Annotated in this window: 13 protein-coding genes; 4 read left to right on the forward strand and 9 right to left on the reverse strand. The window is 72.4% G+C overall.

What is annotated here, in order from left to right; all coding sequences use genetic code 11:
* Positions 1-13 precede the first annotated feature (13 nt).
* The gene (locus ACZ7CD_RS33025; protein WP_458432128.1) at positions 14-649 is read left to right on the forward strand and encodes a hypothetical protein; all 636 of its coding nucleotides are present in this window, start codon (positions 14-16) and stop codon (positions 647-649) included.
* A gap of 64 nt (positions 650-713) precedes the next feature.
* Here the strand turns inward: ACZ7CD_RS33025 and ACZ7CD_RS33030 are convergent, their stop codons facing one another.
* Both ACZ7CD_RS33030 and ACZ7CD_RS33035 read right to left on the reverse strand, forming a co-directional pair.
* Complete coding sequence (locus tag ACZ7CD_RS33030; RefSeq protein ID WP_470371945.1) at positions 714-2312, reverse strand: aldehyde dehydrogenase family protein; 1599 nt, start codon at positions 2310-2312, stop codon at positions 714-716.
* Entirely contained in the window at positions 2309-9574 is a 7266-nt protein-coding gene (locus tag ACZ7CD_RS33035; RefSeq protein WP_470380451.1) for an SDR family NAD(P)-dependent oxidoreductase, read from the reverse strand. The genes ACZ7CD_RS33030 and ACZ7CD_RS33035 overlap by 4 nt, the downstream gene beginning before the upstream one ends.
* Before the next feature lie 142 nt (positions 9575-9716).
* Here ACZ7CD_RS33035 and ACZ7CD_RS33040 point away from each other — a divergent pair, with 142 nt between their 5' ends.
* Positions 9717-9881 carry a hypothetical protein gene (locus ACZ7CD_RS33040; protein ID WP_360401129.1) on the forward strand — a complete coding sequence of 55 codons (165 nt, stop codon included), beginning with the start codon at positions 9717-9719 and terminating at the stop codon, positions 9879-9881.
* A 137-nt stretch (positions 9882-10018) separates the two neighbouring features.
* Positions 10019-11227, forward strand: coding sequence for an NAD(P)/FAD-dependent oxidoreductase (locus ACZ7CD_RS33045; protein WP_360401126.1), 1209 nt, complete (start codon positions 10019-10021; stop codon positions 11225-11227).
* Between the two features lie 3 nt (positions 11228-11230).
* Here the strand turns inward: ACZ7CD_RS33045 and ACZ7CD_RS33050 are convergent, their stop codons facing one another.
* From ACZ7CD_RS33050 to ACZ7CD_RS33060, 3 genes are read right to left on the reverse strand one after another with little or no spacing between them, the layout of a single operon-like run.
* Complete coding sequence (locus ACZ7CD_RS33050; protein WP_470380452.1) at positions 11231-12202, reverse strand: ArsO family NAD(P)H-dependent flavin-containing monooxygenase; 972 nt, start codon at positions 12200-12202, stop codon at positions 11231-11233.
* Positions 12189-13262, reverse strand: coding sequence for an ACR3 family arsenite efflux transporter (gene arsB, locus ACZ7CD_RS33055; protein ID WP_470380453.1), 1074 nt, complete (start codon positions 13260-13262; stop codon positions 12189-12191). Before arsB ends, ACZ7CD_RS33050 begins: the two co-directional genes overlap by 14 nt.
* Before the next feature lie 24 nt (positions 13263-13286).
* Entirely contained in the window at positions 13287-13616 is a 330-nt protein-coding gene (locus ACZ7CD_RS33060) for an ArsR/SmtB family transcription factor (RefSeq protein ID WP_470371948.1), read from the reverse strand.
* Between the two features lie 86 nt (positions 13617-13702).
* On the opposite strand from ACZ7CD_RS33060, the gene ACZ7CD_RS33065 reads away from it, so the two are divergent.
* A complete protein-coding gene (locus tag ACZ7CD_RS33065) occupies positions 13703-14104 on the forward strand; it encodes an arsenate-mycothiol transferase ArsC (RefSeq protein WP_360401113.1) in 402 nt (133 codons plus the stop codon).
* On the opposite strand, the gene ACZ7CD_RS33070 is transcribed toward ACZ7CD_RS33065, so the two are convergent.
* From ACZ7CD_RS33070 to ACZ7CD_RS33085, 4 genes are all read right to left on the reverse strand, one after another.
* Positions 14101-15246 (reverse strand): MFS transporter, encoded by a 1146-nt coding sequence (locus tag ACZ7CD_RS33070; RefSeq protein ID WP_470380506.1) that lies wholly within the window; start codon positions 15244-15246, stop codon positions 14101-14103. The two genes, ACZ7CD_RS33065 and ACZ7CD_RS33070, sit on opposite strands and share 4 nt — an antisense overlap.
* Before the next feature lie 34 nt (positions 15247-15280).
* A complete protein-coding gene (locus ACZ7CD_RS33075; RefSeq protein WP_470380454.1) occupies positions 15281-16543 on the reverse strand; it encodes an FAD-dependent oxidoreductase in 1263 nt (420 codons plus the stop codon).
* A gap of 266 nt (positions 16544-16809) precedes the next feature.
* Positions 16810-17367, reverse strand: a complete 558-nt coding sequence (locus tag ACZ7CD_RS33080; protein ID WP_470380455.1) for an SMI1/KNR4 family protein — start codon at positions 17365-17367, stop codon at positions 16810-16812.
* Positions 17368-17422: 55 nt separating this feature from the next.
* Positions 17423-18367 (reverse strand): helix-turn-helix transcriptional regulator, encoded by a 945-nt coding sequence (locus ACZ7CD_RS33085; RefSeq protein ID WP_470380456.1) that lies wholly within the window; start codon positions 18365-18367, stop codon positions 17423-17425.
* Between the last annotated feature and the right edge of the window lie 35 nt (positions 18368-18402).

Genomic DNA, 18402 nt, shown 5'->3' on the forward strand with positions numbered 1-18402 from the left:
TGTCAGCGGCGCAATGGCGGCGCCTGTTCTCGCGCAGCTGCACGGAGGGACGTCCGCGAGCGCGAGCCCGACCGCTGACGCGGCGTTCACCCTGCTGGACGGACTGGGTGAGATGCGGCTGACCGACGTCGCGCGCGAGCGGCTCGCGACGGAGAAGATCGAGGTGCAGGCCCTGGCGCCGGCCACCGCGATCATGGGGGCGGACGGCACGACCGTCGTGGGCGTCAAGCTCCCCCCGGAGTACAGCACCGGCACCATCAGCCCGGTGGGGCAACCCGGGAAGGGGTCCGGACGTGCGCTGGGCGGGGTGGTGCTGCGCAACGCGAAAGCCCGGATGGAGATCGCCGGAATCCGGGGGTCGGTTCCGGACGGGCGGGTCTTCGCCTTCCTGAAGATCAACGACCAGTGGGTCGGCGAGCTGCCGCTGTACGCCGGCGATGTCAGCGCGGTGAGGCTGTCCGTGCAACCGGGGGCGCCGGGTCAGCCGACCGTGATCAAGGGCAGCAACATCCCGATCACCCCCACCAAGGAGGGCGTGGACGCCTTCACGAAGGCTTTCGGCGTTGCGTTGTTCTCCGTCACGGACACGGTGTTCACCGCGACGGGCGGGGGCCGTGCGTGGCCCGTGCCGGACTCACTGCCCGTCTGACCACTTCGGAACGACGACCACCGGCGCACCGGGAGAACCCCGTGCGCCGGTGGTCGTCTTCGTGTCAGTTCACCCCCATGACGGCTTCCCAGGGGTGGGTCCTGGTCGTGGCGATGGCGACGGCCTGGAGGCGGCTGGCGCGCAGGAAGGGGTAGGCGGCCTCACCGTGCGGGCCTCCGCTGTCCCCGGTGCCGCCGAGCCCCGGCGTGTACGGGGCGTGGGCCATGTGGGAGTCGTTGACCTTGAGCACTCCCCCGTTGGTCACCGCCGTGGTGAACCGCTCGACCACCTCCCGGCTCTCCGCCCACAGGGAGTTGCGCAGACCGAACCTGTTGCCGTTGAGGAACGCGATGCAGCGGTCGAGCAGGTCAGGACCGTCCTCCGGCACCACCACCGACAGCAGCGGGAAGAAGCACTCCTCGCGCACGGCGGACATGGTCTCGGCGAGCTCGAAGCCGTCGATGCGCACCACGGTCGGTTCGATGAACAGCCCCTGGGGATCGGGTTCGCCGCGCAGGTCGATCTGCGCGCCACCGCAGACCTTCGTGGCGCCCGCGCGCAACGCCTCGTCGAGGCAGCGCCGGAAGGCCGTGGCGCGCAGGACGGGGCTGAGCACCGTGTCGGAGTCCTCCGGGTCACCGGGGCGCAGCGCGGACGCGGCCTCCCGCAGCCGGGCGAGCAGCTGGTCGGCGACGGCGGGGTGGACGACGGCGTACTTCGGGCCGATGCAGGCCTGGCCGGAGGCGTAGAACGACTCGACCAGCGCCGCGGTGGCGTGTTCGAGGTCGGCGTCGTGCCACACCAGCAGACCGTCGTTGCCGGACAGCTCCAGGATCGCCCGCTTGCCCCGCTCCACGCACTCGCGTTCCAGTGCCAGCCCGCGGGCGCTGGAGCCGAAGTAGTAGATGGTGTTCACCAGCGGGCTGTCCAGCCACTGCCGCATGGTGACCTCGAAGTCGGCGCACAACACGTTGATCGTTCCCGGCGGCGCCCCGTTCGCCTCCAACGCCGGGATGATGACGTTGTGCAGCGCGTGGGCCAGCGAGCTGGCACAGCTGCGCGGCACCCGGATCACCACGCTGTTGCCCGCCAGCAGCACCAGGGAGGCGATCAGCCCGTACAGCGGGACGTTGGCCGGCGGGTCGACGCAGACCACGCCGTCGGGCTGGCGTTGCAGCACGATCGTGTGGTGCGGCGTGCTGATCTCCTGCCGCAGCAGGGAACGCGCCAGCTCCAGGCTCTCCGGGCGGACGAGGTGCAGCACCGCGTTGAGCTGCGCCTCCGCCAGTAGACGCGGGCACCCCTCCATGCGCATCAGCCGCGCGAGCTCCTCGCGGTGCTCCAGGAACCTCTCGTACAGGTCGCTGACGCACGCCAGGCGGTCGGTGAACGGCACCAGGCGCAGCCGTGCCGCCGCCTCCGCTGCCGCCCGCAGCGCTGCCTGCCCCTGTTCCGGCGTGGACAACGCGACCGAGCAGAGGATGTGCGGGTGGGCGTGCACCTCCTCCTCGGTGCCCTCGCGGAGCAGGCGGAACAGCGACGCCGCGGTGGCCCCGCCGGGGTCCAGGACGGCGCGCACGCTCATGCCGTACGCGCGTTCGTCGGTGTCGACGAACGCGCCGCCGATGTAGAGCGGGAAGTGCCGCACGGTCGTCTGGGTCACTGGTCGTCCTCGGTCTTGAAGTAGGTGGCCAGGGAACGGGCCAGGTCGTTGATGCCGGTGCTCGCGACCACCCGCATGACCGGGATCTCCCGGCCGAACCGGCGCCGCATCTTGGTGACCAGCTCCGCACCCATCAGGGAGTCCACGCCCAGCTGGTCCAGCGGCCGGTTGCGGTCGATGCGGTCCGGTGCGACGCCCAGCACCTCGGCGAGCGTCTTCACGACGTGGTCGGCGACGAGCTCGACCGCCTCGTCCACCGAGGCCTCGCGCAGCCGGGCGACCAGGTCCTCGTCCTCGCCGTCAGCGGTCTGGTCGCCCCCTGTGAGCTCGCCGAGCCTCGGGGTGGTGAGGTGGGAGTAGAGGCGGCGCAGGAACTGGCCGTCGTGGCTCCACACCAATGCCACCTCGGGACCGCCGACCAGGTCGTCCAGCGCACGGCGCACGGCGCGCAGCGGCAGCAGGTTCAACCCCGCCCTGGTCACCGTCTTGGCCGTGGCCTCGTTGCGCGCGACGTAGCCGACCTCGGCGAGGGCACCCCAGGCGATCGTCTGCCCGGCCAGTCCCCTGGCGCGGCGAGCACGGGCCAGCGCTTCCAGGAAGAGGTTCCCCGCGCAGTAGGCGGCCTGACCGGCGTTGCCCACCACGGCCGCCCCCGAGGAGAACAGGAGGAAGAGGTCGAGGTCGTGGTCACCGGTGAGGCGGTCGAGGACCATCGCGCCGGCCATCTTCGGTGCGAGCACGGCGCGGAACCGCTCCGGCGTCAGGTCCGCGATCATCGCGTCGTCGAGCACCATCGCCGCGTGCACCACGCCCCGCAGCGGGGCGCCACCGCCGTCGATGGAGTCGATGACAGCGCGCATGGCGGACTCGTCGGTCACGTCGGCGGCGTGCACGGACACCGCCACCTCCCGCGCGGTCAGCTCGGCGACGAGGTCCCCGGCCCCCGGCACGGCCGTTCCCCGCCGGTTCACCAGTGCGAGGTGCCTGGCCCCGCGGTCCACGAGCCAGCGCGCCGTCTCGGCGCCGAACCCGCTCGCGCCGCCGGTGACCAGGTAGGTGCCGCACGGGTCGGCCGCGAAGGCGCTCGACCGGGCAGCCCGCTCGACCGGTGGCCGCCGGTCGAAGGTGACGACCAGTTTGCCGATGTGCCGGGAGTGCTGGAGGGACCGGAACGCCTCTGCGGCCTGGGCAGCCGGGAACGCCCGGTGCGGGATGGGGTGGACGGCGCCCGACCGGACGTGGTCGATGATCCGGTCGTGCTCGGCGGCGATCTCCTGCAGCCGGTGGCTGCCCAGCTGGTCGACGTCCACGGCGAAGTAGCTGATGTTGTTGCGCAACGGGAACAGCGAGACGTTGCGGTCGCTGTAGAGGTCGCGCTTGCCGAGCTCGACGAACCGGCCGCCGAACCGCAGCAGCTCCAGGCTGCGCCCGATGAACTCACCGCCCAGCGAGTTCAGCACCACGTCGACGCCCTGCCCGCCGGTGACGGCGAGCACGTCGGCGGCGAAGCTGAGGCTGCGCGAGTCGAAGACGTGCTCCACGCCGAGCAGCCTGAGGAAGTCGCGCTTCTCCTCGGTGCCCGCGGTAGCGATCACCGCGGCACCCAGGTGGCGGGCGCACTGGAGGGCTGCCAGCCCGACGCCACCGGCGGCGCCGTGCACCAGGACCGTCTCGCCCTTGGCGAGCCCGGCCTGGTTCACCAGCCCGTAGCTCGCGCTGATCAACGCGACGGGCATGGTCGCCGCGGCGACCAGGTCGATCCCGTCGGGCACCGGTCCCACCAGGTTCTCGTCCGCCAGCACGTGCGAGGCGAAGGAACCGGCGACGGACCCGAAGACCCGGTCACCCGGCCGGTACCGGGTCACGCCGGGGCCGACCGCCGTGACCACTCCCGCGCACTCGCCGCCGAGGTGCGTGCCGGTCATGCCGGCCTCCACCACCCAGCCCGGCAGCAGCCCGACCGCGAGCAGCGCGTCGCGGTAGTTGATGCCCGTCGCGCGGACCTCGACGGCGACCTGTCCGGGGCCGGGTTCCGGCATCTCCGCGGCCACCCACGCCAGCTCGTAGGACGGTCCCGCGTCACGGGCGATGAGCCGGTACGGGGTGGCGGGGTCGTCGGCAGCCGGTGCGGGCAGGTCGCGCAGCCGCGGCACGAACCGGCCCGACGCGGTGAGCACCACCTCGTCCTCGTCCGCCGGATCGAGGACCTCACGTGCGATCCGGTCGACCGGGACGTCGTGCCCGGCCGACACGCGCCGGATGCCGAGCAGGCTGTGTTCGGCGGCCACGGTGCGCGTGGCGCCCCAGAACGCGGCGCCGGCCGGGTCCGCGGCCCCCTCGGGCGCCGGGTTGACGCCGGTGGGGCGGCTGACCAGCCAGAGCCGCGTCACCGCTCCTGCGGGGAGCTCGGCCGACCTGACCGCGAGCGCGCGCACGAGCTCGAACCGCCGGGTGGTCGCCTCGACGGCGGCCGCCGGGTCCGGACCGGTCTCGGCGAGCACGAGCACCACATCGGTCTCGGAAGCGGTGAACCAGTCGGCTGTGCCGGTGCCGGCGGTGGTCCGCACCGCGTCGGCGCCCAGCTCCGCCAGCCTCGTCGTGAGCGTCGCGGCCAGTCCGTCGTCGGTGTCGTCCTCGGCGACGACCACGACACGGCCGGTGGTCGCGACGCTCGTCGCCTCCTGCACCGGAGCGGTGCGCGGCACCCTGCTCGCTGTCGTCAGCGAGCACAGCTCGCCTTCGAGGACCGTGCGCGCGGCGTGGAAACCGTTGCCCGGCAACAGGTCACGCCACTGCTGAGCGGACAGCACCGGCGAGGCGGGCCGCAGGTCGAGGTCGGTCATCGACCAGAACTCCGGTACCAGGCCGAACGGCAGGGCGAGCAGCAGCGGGTCGTGGGCCTCGACGAACAGCAGACGTCCGTTGTCGGTCAGCACCTCCGACACCGCGCGCAGCGCCGCACGCACGTCCTTGGCCGCGTGGAGGGCGTTCCCGGCGACCACCACGTCGAAGCCACCTGCCTCGACGTCGGGCTGGTCGAGGTCCAGGGTCCGGTACTCGACGAAGTCGTACCGCGCGAACCGTGCCTCCGCCGGAGCGAGGCAGACCTGCGAGACGTCCGTGAACACGTACCGCGTGCGGTCCGCCGGCAGCACGGGCAGCAACGCCGCGGTCAGCGCACCGGTGCCGCCGCCCACCTCGAGAATCCTGAGTGGACGATCCGCCGGCCACGCTTCGACCAAGGCGCGCATGACCTCCGCGGCGGCCTGGTTGCAAGACCGCAGTGACGGAGACAGGTCGTAGTGGTGCGCCAGGGTGTCGCTGCCGTGCGCGGGAGAAAGGATGTCCAGCGCGTCGCGTTCACCGCGCAGCAGTGCGGCCAGGTGCAGGCCGCACCGGCCGAACAGGGTCAGTTCCGCGACGTGCTCGGGGAAGTCGATGACCAGGCCCGCGAACGCGGGTTCGGCGACGTCGGGGCGGATCCGCCAGCGGGTGCGCCCCTGGAACTCACCGAGCCACTCCAGGTGGTCGTGGTCGGCGGCGAGTCCGGTCAGCAGGTCGAGCAGGCGGCCGAACTCCGGGCGCACTCCGGCGGCCAGCAGGTCGTCGGTGAAGAACACCTCCGCGCCGTCGAGGACGGTGGTGAACGCGCGCACCGTGAAGGCGGCGGTCGCCGCGAGCCGCCGTCGCCGCAGCTCCGCGTACCCGGTGACCGGCCGCCCCTCGACCAGGGGCGACGGGCAGGGCACCGCCGCGGTGGGCGGCAGGCCGCGCGGTGCGGCGCGGAGCTCGGTGTGCTGGCGCAGGACCACGCGCCGGCTGGGCACCTTGACCCGCAGGAACCGGCAGTCGAGCAGTTCCAGCTGGACGGTGCCCGCGTCGTCGGTGAGCGTGATGTCGGCCGAGGCCCAGGACTCCGCGAGCGTGCGGCAGCGGAAGTGCACGGCGCCGGTCTTGGTGGGCGGGCTCCACAAGCGGGCTGAGCCGACCGCCACGGGCAGGTAGGAGTCCTCGTCGGCGACGTGGCCGCGGCGGATGCGGCCGAGCTGGATCGCGGCCTGCGGGGCGACGTCGGTCCACGCCGGGTGCGCGTGGAACCCGGTGAGGTCCAGGTGGCCGCAGTCGTAGTCGGCCAGCACCTCCGTGCCGTCGACCCACAGGTCGGAGATGACGAGGAACTCGGGGCCGTAGCCGAGGCCGATCCGCTCACCGTCGGCGTACAGCGTCTCCCGGTCCACGTGCTCGCCCCTCCCGGCGAACCGCGTGCGCAGCTCGGCCAGGTCGAGCGGTGGCGGGGCCGGGGCCACCTGGCGGCGCACCCGCCCCCGTGCGTGGGTCAGCCACACCTTCCCCTCGGCCGAGCACGTGGCGACCCGGAAGACACCGTCCTCTTCGGACAGCGACACCTGCATGCGGGGCAGCACGGACTCGTCGTCGGGAGCCACCAGCGGCTTGGTGATGTGCAGCTCCCTCACCTCCGCCGGTCCGTCGAACACGAGCTGCCCGGCCGCCCAGCCCATCTCCAGGTAGCCGGCCGCCGGCATGATCGGCGTCCCCGCCGCCCGGTGACCGGCCAGCCACGGCCACCGCGCAGGGTCCACGGTGGTCTGCCACGTCGGGTCGGAGACGGCGACCCGGTCCCCGAGCAGCACGTGGTCGGGCGGCGCGCTGGCACCGCCCCAGGTGTGCTGGTCGCCCAGCCAGAACCGCTCGCGCCGCCACGGGTAGGCGGGCGACGGCACGACCCGGCCCCGGCGGGGGAAGAACCGTTCCCCCGCGATCGGCACGCCCGCGGCCAGCGCGGACTCCACCGAGCTCAGCAGAGCGGCTGGTCCGGGCTCGTCGCGGGTGAGCGTCGGCAGCACGGCGAGCACGCTGTCCTTCGCCGCTCGCTTCAGGTACGTCCGCAGCACCGGTTTCGGCCCGATCTCGATGATCGTGTCGAACCCGGCCGCGACCAGGTGGTCGGTGGCCGCGGCGAACCGGACGGGCTCGCGGACGTTGCGCCACCAGTACCCGGCGTCCAGCCGCTCCCCCGCCAGGGGCGCGCCGGTGACCGTGGAGACGAAGTCGACGGTGGTGGCTTTCGGCGCCAGACCGGCCAGGTCCGCCAGCAACGGGGCGCGCACCGGTTCCATCGCCGTGCTGTGGAACGGGTAGTCCAGTTCGAGCAGGCGGCAGAAGACCTCGCGCTCGGCCAGCCGGTCGGCGAGGTCGTGCAGGTCGGCCCTCGGCCCGGCGACCGTGACGTCGTTCGCGCTGTTGATCCCCGCGATCTCCATACGCCCGTCGTACCGCGCGAGCAGGGCCTCGGTCTCGTCCTGCCCGAGGCTGACCGCGGCCATGGTGCCGGTGCCCGCGGTGGTCGCCTGGGCCCGGCTGCGCGCCACCACCAGCCGCACGGCCTGCTCCACGTCGTAGATCCCGGCGGTGAAAGCAGCGGCGACCTCACCCACGCTGTGGCCGTACACCGCTTCCGGCCGCAGGCCGCGTTCCGCGAGCACCGCCACGATGCCGGCCTGCACCGCGAAGAGAACGGGCTGGACCACGCTCGTGTCGTGGAACCGCGGCTCGGCCGACCGCAGCTCGTCGGCGACCGTCCAGCCGGCGAGCGGCGCCAGCACGGCGTCGATCCCGGCGACCGCGGCGGCGAACACCGGGTCGGTGTCGACGAGGTCGGCCGCCATGCCGGCCCACTGCGCGCCGTGACCGGAGAAGGCGAAGGCGACGCGGCCCCGCTCGGTCGCCCGCTGCGGCGGAACCTGCTTCGCCAGCCGTTGCCGCGCCTCGTCCGCGTCGGCGGCGAGCACCACCCGGCGGTGGGCGTGCTTCCCCCGTCGCTGGGAGGAGGTGTAGGCGAGGTCGGCGAAGTCCGTGCAGTCGGCCAGCCGCCGGTCCATCCGGGCCACCGCGTCGGCCAGGGCGGCCTCGGTGTGCGCCGAGACGACGATCGGCACCGCGGTCGCCACGCGCAGCGCGGGCGGAGCCGCGGGTGGTTCCTCCAGGACGACGTGGACGTTCGCACCGCCGAACCCGAACGAGTTCACCCCGATCAACCGGCCCTCCGCCGGCCGCGACCGCTCCACCGGCGTCAGCGCCAGGCCGTCGAAGTCGATCTCCGTGCTGCGCGGGCTCGCGTGCGGGGTCGCGGGGATTTCTCCGTGGCGCAGCACGAGCACCGCCTTGCACAGCCCGGCCATGCCCGACGCCGGTTCCAGGTGCCCCAGGTTCGCCTTGACCGAGCCGATCGGGAGCGCCGCGCCGGTCCGGCGGAGTCCGAGGGCGCCGCCGATCGCCCGGCACTCGACCGGGTCGCCGATCGGCGTGCCGGTGCCGTGCGCCTCCAGGTAGGCCAGGTCGTCCGGGTCGAGCTCGAACCGGTCGTAGACCTGGCGCAGCAACGCTTCCTGGGCCGCACAGCTGGGCAGCACCAGCCCGCTGGTGTGCCCGTCGCTGTTCGTCCCGGACCCCGCGATCACGGCGTGGACGCGGTCGCCGTCGGCAACCGCGTCGGCCAGGCGCTTGAGGACCAGCACGCCACCGCCCTCGGCGCGGACGTACCCGTCGGACTGGGCCGAGAACGGGCGGCACCGCCCGGTCGGCGACAGGAACCCCGCCTTGGCGAACCCGACGTAGGTGATGGGGTTGAGCAGCAGGTTGACCCCGGCGGCGAAGGCGACGCGTCCGCCGCCGTGCCGCAGGTGCTCGCAGGCCAGGTGGACCGCGTTCAGCGACGAGGCGCACGCCGTGTCCACCTTGAGACTGGGCCCGTGCACGTCGAGCTGGTGGGACAGCCGGTTCGCCGTGTTGGACAGGGCGGCACCGGAGTTCGTGTAGGGACCGACCGCGGACGGGATGAGCATCTGCTGCCCTCCGTAGTCCAGCGCGGACACGCCGACGAACACGGCGGCATCCGTACCGGCCAGCGCCGCCGGGTCGATCCCGGCGTCGTCGAGCGCCTCGACACCCAGCTCCAGCAGCAGCCGCTGCTGGGGATCGATGCACACCGCCTCACGCGGGCTGATCCCGAAGAAGTCCGCGTCGAACCCGGTGATGTCGTCGAGGTAACCGCCCGCGAACGTGTAGGACTTGCCCGGCCGCATCTGGTTGGAGTCCCAGTACCGCTCGACGTCGAACCGGCCGGGCGGCGGCGCCCCGACCGCCTCACGCCCCGCGGCCAGCAGCGACCACAGCCCCTCCAGATCGCCGACCCCGCCGGGAAAACGACACGCCACGCCCACGATTGCGATCTTGTCCAGCACGCCCGGATCATTTCGGACCGCGGGTGCCGGATCCACGCTGGCGCAGGCACTCACCCGGATGACCAACCCATCAGGTGACACCGCCACCGCGTTTCGGTGGTGAAGCCGTCGGGAAGCCCGATGATCGACCGTGAGGAGGGCGATGGATCCGCGGAGTCGCAACGGCCTTGTGGGCATGGTCCTGGCGGCGGCTGCGTCGCTGACGACCCTGCTGCTCGGGTGGCCCCTGGTCGTGCCGATCCTGCTGTTCGCCGCCGGATGGCTGCTGGGGGGCTACGTGGTGTGGAACTCCCTGCGCCGCCGCTGACGCGAGACCACGTGCTGCTCGCCGGTGTGCAGCGGCAGCCGGCCGTCAGCACGTGAAGTGACCTGGGACACGTCGTGTCACGAAGTCCGGCGACGCGCCGTCTCCATGCCGATTCCCGAAAGACGGAGGAGGCAGTCATGGCCGGCAGCACGCACGTGGTCGTTATCGGTGGCGGGTACGCGGGTGTCATGGCCGCGAACCGGCTGACGCAGCGCGAGGACGTCGCGGTCACGTTGGTCAACCCGCGGTCCGAGTTCGTGCACCGGGTGCGCCTGCACCAGCTGGTGGGCGGGTCGGACGCGGCGGTCGTCGCGTACGAGGACGTTCTGGCGCAGGGCGTTCGGCTCGTGGTGGACGCGGTGGACGTCATCGACGCGGCCGGGCGCCGGGTGCGGCTGTCCGACGGCTCGGCGCTCGGCTACGACTACCTCGTCTACGCCGTGGGCAGCGGCAACGCCGAGCCGGACGTGCCGGGGGCGGCTGAGTTCGCGTTCCCGATCGCCACGCTGGAGACGGCGCAGCGGCTGCGTTCGGTTCTCGCCGACACGGCCCTCGCCGCGCCGGTGACGGTGGTCGGAGCCGGTCCCACCGGCATCGAGACCGCGGCCGAGCTGGCGGAGCTGGGCCGCCGGGTCACGCTGGTGTGCGGCGGTGTTCTCGGCCCGTACCTGCACGCCCGCGGCCGGCGCGCGGTCGCACGGCGGCTGGCGGCGCTCGGCGTGACCGTGGTCGAGGGCGGCGACGCGAAGGTGACGGCGGTGACCAGGGACGCCGTGCGGCTGGCCGACGGCAGGGAGCTGGCGAGCGCGGTCACCGTGTGGACGGTGGGCTTCGCCGTTCCGGACCTGGCGTTGCGCAGCGGTCTCACCACCGACACGGCGGGCAGGCTGCTCACCGACGAGACGCTGACGAGCGTGGACGACGAGCGCGTCGTCGCGGCCGGGGACGCCATGGCGCCGTCCGGTCTGGCACTGCGGATGAGCTGCCTGAACGCGATCCCGACGGGTGCGCGCGCCGCCGACACCGTGCTCAGCCGGCTCGCGGGCGAGCAGCCGGAGCTCCTGCACCAGGGCTTCTACGCGCAGTGCATCAGCCTGGGCCGCGCGGCGGGCATCTTCCAGCTCGCCACCAGGTCCGACGTCGCGGTCGGCGTGCACGTCGGCGGCAGCCTCGGCGCCAAGGTCAAGGAGAGCATCTGCAAGGGCATCCCCGACCACCTGGCCGACGAGGGGCGCAAGCCCGGTTCGTACCGCCTGCACCGGCTGCGGGGCGGTGCCGAGAAGCGCCGGCGGCTGCTGGACGCGCACCGCGCTGAGCTCCAGGAGCCGGCCGAACAGCGGGTCTGACCGTCACGCGAGGGAGGCGGCGATCTTCGCGACGGTCGCTTTGGCGGTCGGCCCGACGCCGATGAGCGTGGCGGACGCCGGACCGGTCCAGCTGCCGTACCCGACCAGGTGCAGGCGTGGTTCCTCGACCGCGGTGGTGCCGTCGACGGCGATGCGGCCGTTGGCGGCGCGCAGCCGCAACGGTGCGAGGTGGCCGAGCGCAGCCCGGAAGCCGGTGCACCAAAGGACGGCGTCAGCGTCGGCGAGGACGCCGTCATCCATCGGTGTGGCGACGAGGAGGCCGCTGTCGCGTGCCTCCCGCACGGCCGGCACCGCGACGATGTCACCGAGCTCGCCGACGCCGCCGTGGCGGGTGGCGATGTCGAACAGGGCCTTGCCGTCGATCTCGTCGGGCATGTACCGCGGTGGCCGGCGGGTCATCCACGTCAGCTCGACGTGAGGCAGCAGGTCGGCCGCGATCTGCGCACCGGAGTTGCCGCCGCCGACCACGACGACCTTCCGGCCCGCGAACTCCTGTGGGCCGGCGTAGTCCACGGTGTGCAGCTGACGCCCAGGCAGCCGCACCGACGGCCGGAACGGCCGCCACCACGTGCCGGTCGCGCTGACGACGTGCCGTGCCGACCACGTTCCGTTGTCGGTGTGGACGAGCAGGCCGTGCTCGTCCCGGCCGACCTCGCGCACCTGGACCGGCCGCTGCACGGGGATGTCGTAGCGCTTCTCGTAGGCGGTGAGGTAGTCGACGACGTGCTGCGCGGTCGGGTAACCGTCCGGGAACGGCGACATCGGCCAGCCGGGCAACGAGCTGTGGCGCGCGACGGAGAACAGCCGCAGCGAGTTCCACGTGAGCGGCCAGGCGCCGCCCGGCACGGGTCGTGCGTCGAGCACCACGTGGTCGATGCCCGCGCGGCGCAGGTAGAAGGCAGCAGCGAGCCCCGCCTGCCCGCCGCCGATCACCACGACGTCAGAGCTGGGCACGAGCTGCCCAGCGACGCCGGAGCCACAGGCTCACGTAGACGAGTGCGACGAGCACCGGAACCTCGATCAACGGACCGACCACGCCCGCGAGCGCCTGCCCGGAGGTCACGCCGAACACTCCGATCGCCACGGCGATGGCGAGCTCGAAGTTGTTGCCCGCCGCGGTGAACGCGAGCGTTGTGGTCCGCTCGTAGGAGAGCCCAGCGGCCTTGCCCAGCGCGTAGGAGCCGGCCCACATGATGGCGAAGTAGACCAGCAGCGGCAGAGCAATGCGGGCGACGTCGAGCGGGCGGCTGGTGATGTTCTCGCCTTGCAGCGCGAACAGGATGACGATCGTGAACAGCAGCCCGTAGAGGGCGATCGGGCCGACGCGCGGCAGGTACTTCGACTCGTACCACTCCCGGCCCTTCGACCGCTCCCCCAGCTTGCGGCTGAGGTAGCCGGCCAGCAGCGGGATGCCGAGGAAGATGAGAACGGACTTGGCGATCTCCCACGCGGAGAAGTCGACGGATGCGGTGTCCAAGCCGAGCCGGCCGGGTAGCAGGTCGAGGTAGAACCAGCCGAGCACACCGAACATGACCACCTGGAACACCGAGTTCAGCGCGACGAGCACTGCGGCTGCCTCACGGTCGCCGCAGGCCAGGTCGTTCCAGATGATGACCATCGCGATGCAGCGGGCGAGGCCGACGACGACCAGTCCGGTGCGGTACTCGGGCAGGTCGGCCAGGAAGGTCCAGGCCAGCGCGAACATCAGCGCGGGCCCGAGGACCCAGTTCAGCACCAGCGACAGCAGCATCGTCCGCCGGTCGCGGGTGACGGTGCCGAGCTCGTCGTAGCGGACCTTCGCGAGCACCGGGTACATCATCAGCAGCAGGCCCAGGGCGATCGGCAGCGACACCTCGCCGATCCGCACCGCGTCCAGCACGCTCTGCAGGCCCGGCACCAACCGGCCGAGCAGCAGGCCTGCGACCACGGCGAGGCCGATCCACACCGGCAGCAGCCTGTCCAGGAAGGACAGTCGGTGCAGCACGTCCGGTGCTGCGGTCTGAGTGGTGCTCAACGGGTTCTCCGGGATGTGGTCGGGTCAGTCGCAGCAGGTGCTGGCGTCGCGCAGCGGCCCGCCCGGCGCCAGCACGGCCGCCAGCGCGTCGATCGCGGCGTTGTCGACGCGGTACCAGCTCCACGTCCCGCGGCGTTCCCTGCTCAGCACACCGGCCTGCACGAGGATCTTGAGGTGGTGGCTGAGCGAGGACTGCGGCATGTCGAACTGGTCGGCGAGGTCGCAGAAGCACGCCTCCTGCCCCTGCGTCCGGCGCACCAGCCCGACCAGCTCGACCCGGATCGGGTCGCCGAGCGCCTTGAACAGGCGGGCGGCGGTCGCCGAGTCGAGCAGCACCTGGTCCTGGCTCGTCATGGCGTGAACCATAGCGACTTGGATTGACAAAAGTCGATACAGCGGGTGTGATCCGCATCGACAAACTCCGGTCCGAGGAGAGCGCCGTGTCCCACACCCCCGAGGTGCTGTTCGTCTGCGTGCACAACGCCGGCCGCTCACAGATGGCCGCCGCGCTGTTGCAACACCACGGCATGGGCCGCATCGCGGTGCGCTCCGCCGGGTCGGCGCCGGCGGAGGAGGTCAACCCGGCCGCCGCCGCGGCGCTGGCCGAGTGGGGGCTGGACATCACCGCCGAGGTGCCCTCGAAGCTCACGACCGAGGATGTCGAGGCGTCCGACGTGGTGATCACGATGGGGTGCGGTGACACCTGCCCGGTGTTCCCCGGCAAGCGCTACCTGGACTGGCAGCTCGACGACCCCGCTGGCCGGGGCGTCGACGCGGTGCGGCCGATCCGCGACGACATCGACCGGCGGGTGCGCGCCCTGCTCGCCGAACTGCTCGGCTAACGCGGCACGCTGGCGGTCGACAACGCGGCCGCCAGCACCCCGACCACCCCCAGCACGACGAACACGGCCGCGTAACCACCCAGCCACGCCGCCAGCGCACTGCCCGCCCACGGTGCGACCGCCGACGTGAGCATCACCGGCGCGGTCAGCAGGCCGTTCAACCGTCCGTAGTGGACAGCACCCCACCGGTCCGTGATCGCGGTCGCCTGCACCAGCGTGAAGATCCCGCGCGTGACGCCGGCGAGCACCGACCCGGCGACCAGCAGCAGAGCCGGTCCGGGCACCACGCCCAGCGCCACCGTCACCGCCGCGCTGACCAGCAGCACCAGCAAGGTCCGCACGCGCACCGACGTCCGCGCGGACAACCTGCCGTACCCGAGCCTGCCGAGCACCTGGCCGATCCCGCCCAGCCCGAGCGCGACGGCGGCCGCGGTCGTCGTCATGCCGCGTTCGGTGAGCAGCGGCACGAGGTTGATCACGACGGCGTACACGCTGAACGCGGCCAGGCTCATCGCGACCACGAGCACCAGGAACGGCCTGCTGCGCGCCACCACCGACGGGGTGTGGACGGTTTCGTGCTCGACCGCGGGCCACGGCAGCCGCAAACCCAGGAAGTGCAGTGGAACCGTTGTGACGGCGAGGATTGCGGCCAGCACGAGGTAGGTGCCGCGCCAGTCCAGGCGGTCGTTCAGCACGGCCGTCAGCGGCGCGAACACCGTGCTGGCCAGCCCGCCGACCAACGTCACCGCGGTCAGCGCCGTGACCCGGCGCGTTCCGTACCAGCGGGTCAGCGCGGCGAACGCGGGCGCGTAGAACACCCCGGCCATGGCGACGCCGGTCAGCAGCCACGCGGCGGAGAACCACACCGGAGAACGCGCACTGGCCAGCGCGACGAGCGCGACCACGGCGAGGGCGGAACCGGTGGTCATGATGGCGCGCGGCCCGTGCCGGTCGAGCAGCCTGCCGACCGGGATGCCGACCAGACCCGCCACGACCTGGCTCGCGGAGAACCCGGCCGTGATCGCCGCTAGCGACCACCCGGTGCGCGCGCTGATCGTCGGCAGCAGGACCGGGAACGCGTAGTAGAGCACGCCCCAGCTGATGATCTCGGTGGTGCACAGCACGACCAGCACGCGCCGCATCCCGCGGTCGACGCCGGGCCGCGCCGTCGTGGTGTCAGCCGACAAGGCCGCTGCACTCTCCGGCGGGAGCGTCGAACACACCCGCACCACCGCACACCCCGGTCTCCGGCAACACGAGCTCGACCCGCCCCGCGGCCTCGTGGTCCCCCGCGATCCGCGCGACCACCGAACGCACCTGCTCGTAGCCGGTCAGCGCGAGGAAGGTCGGCGCACGGCCGTAGCTCTTCATGCCCACCAGGTAAACGCCCGGCTCGGGGTGCCGCAACTCGCTTTCACCATGTGGGTAGACCGTGCCGCACGAGTGCACGTTCGGGTCGATCAGCGGCGCCAGCCCCGTCGGCGCCTGCAGCACCGGGTCGAGGTCGAGCCGGACCTCCGACAGCCACGACAGGTCCGGCCGGAACCCGGTCAGCGCCACGACCTCGTCGAGGCCGCCGACCTTTCGTCCGTCGAACGACTCCAGCGTCAGCCTGCCGTCGTCTTCGCGCTCGACCGCGGCGGTGCAGAACCCGGTGACGATCTCGACGCGACCGGCGTCCACCGCCTTCTGCGCCTTCAGTCCCAGGGCACCACGAGCCGGCAGTTGGTCGGCTTCTCCGCCACCGAACGTCGTGCCGACCGAGTCCCGGCGCAACAGCCACACGATCGTCGCACCCAACTCCGGTTCCGCGAGTGCGACGAGAGCGGTGAGCGCCGAGTGGCCGCTTCCGGCGACCGCGATCCGCTTTCCCGCGTACCGATCGCGCTGCGCCGCGAGGTCCGGTGTCCGGTAGCTGATCCGCGCTGCCTTCTCCCCTTTGGCCGGCAGGCCGTCGCCGCCCAGGGGGTTGGGCGAGTTCCACGTGCCGGATGCGTCGATCACCGCTCGTGCCGCGATGCGCTCCTCACCGGACTCGCTGTGGACGTGCACCGTCAAGGGCTCGGTTTGCCGGCCCGCGTCCACCACCCGGTCCCGGCCACGCCGTGCGACACCGACCACGCGCGCACCGAACCGGACGCGGTCGCCGAGCGCCTCGGCGAGCGGTGCGAGGTACAGGTCGACCCAGTCCGCGCCGGTCGGGCAGGTGCCGGCCTGCGGGCGTACCCATCCTGTTGCGGTGAGCAGCTTTTCGGCAGCGGGGTCGATCAGCTCGTCCCAGCGTGAGAACAGGCGGACGTGGTTCCACTGCGACACCGCCGCTCCTGCCCGGTCGCCCGCTTCCAGCACGAGGACGTGCTCGCCCCGCTGGACCAGATGTGCTGCCGCGGCCAGGCCTGTGGGGCCGGCGCCTACGACGACGACCGGGTGATCGCTCACTGCACGACTCCTTGCATCGAAGAGTTTCGAAGCAAGACTCTATCGATCGTCTTCGATGGAAGCAATCATCGATCGGCGTCGATGGTCGCATTGGACGTTGCCCACCGTGCGGACGCGACACGCCGGCTGCTGTCCGACCGAGTCGAGAACGCGACCCTGTCGTTCCTGCCGGGCGGGATCGTCCTCAACCCAGCGCAACGGTCACGTGGTGCGCAGTGGTCGTGCAGCCCGACGTGGTCGGTCTGGCGAGCGCACGCCGACCAACGTCAGTACAGGTCGGCAAGAACGAGCGTGCTCTCCTCCACCTGGGCCCGACCACTCTCGATCAGATCGGCAGCACGCGCGAGGAACGCCGTCAGCGACGGCGCGATCGGCTCCCCCAGGTCGGGCACGTTCGGCCGGAACACGACCTGCCCCACCGTCCCCAGCTCACCGGGCTCCAGGTCCAGCAGGTAGCAGTCGCCCTGGAACGCGAGGAACGGCAGCCAAGACCGCGACCACACGGTCCACCGGTAGTGGGCGGGCTGCTCAAGAGGAGTGGCCATGTCCTCGACCACCTCGGTCAGCATCCGGTGCATCTCGATGATCTCGTCCACGGGCAGGAAGTGGAGGTAGTTGATCGAGCCGTACAGCTGGTCGGGATCGTCCTGACCGTCCGAGGCCCGCAGCAGCGCGCACAGCTCCTCCGGCAGCACGAGGCCGGTCGCGGCGGCGAGCCGGTCCAGGTCGTCCTGGGTTGCGCCGGGCCGGAACGGCGCGGTGTCGGGCAGGTGCCCCTCGATGGCGGCTCGCAGCCGCGTGAACTCCTGGACGGTCTCGTTCATACCGGCAAGTCTGACCTGTGGTCGTCCGGCGCGTGCACCGACCGGATCTCACCGCTCACCCGTACCGCGACACCAGCGTCCTGCCGATCCCGGCCAGGTGCTCCCGCACGCCCGCGGGACCGGTCACCTCCACCCACTCGACCAGCCCCGCGAGCTCACCGGCCACCACGTGCTCGTCCCGTCCGCGGATCACGACCTCCACCCGGCCGTCCGCGGCAGCCCCTCCCACTTCCAGCCGGCCACCGAAGGCGATCCGGAGCACGCCCACCGCACCAGGCACGCACACCGCCCGCACCTCCAGGGGTGCCCGCTTGCGATCGACCTCGTCGGCGATCTCGCGCCAGCTCTCGGCGAGGTCGAAGTCCGCCGGTCGGTGCGCGGGTTCGCCGGTCACGTCGACCGACGTCACCCGATCGACCCGGAAGGTCCGCCGACCGGCCTCGGTGTGGGCGACGAGGTACCACGACTGTCCTTTGGCGACGATGCCCAGCGGGTGGACGGTCCGTTCGGTCGGCGCCTGCTCGCGGTCGACGTAACCGAGGCGCACCTGGAGGCCGCGGATCACCGCGTCCTGGAGCGCGTCGAGGGAACGAGGTGGTGGCGGGAACGAGCCCGACCCCCAGTGCCGCGGGTCCACGACCATCGACGACGCCGCCGCCTCGGCCTGCACGCGGAACGGTTCCGGCAGGGCGTGCACGAGCTTGCGCAGGGCTGTCTTCACGGCCGGGGTCGCGACCGAGGCCGGCCCGGCGACCAGGAACAGGGCGCGGGCCTCCCCCGCGGTCAGGCCGGACAGGTCGGTGCGGGCGCCGCCCACCAGGCGCCAGCCGCCGCCACGGCCCTGCGTGGAGTACAGGGGTACCCCGGCCATGGCCAGGGCGTCGAGGTCGCGGCGGGCGGTGCGTTCGGAGACCTCCAGCTCGCGCGCGACCTCCGCTGCGGTCACCTGCCCACGGCGTTGCAGCAGCAGGAGGACGGCCACCAGCCGGTCGGTTCGCACGCCGGACAGATTTCCACGGAAAGCGGTCATGGGAT

It is taken from the genome of Lentzea sp. NPDC036949 (assembly GCF_055608075.1).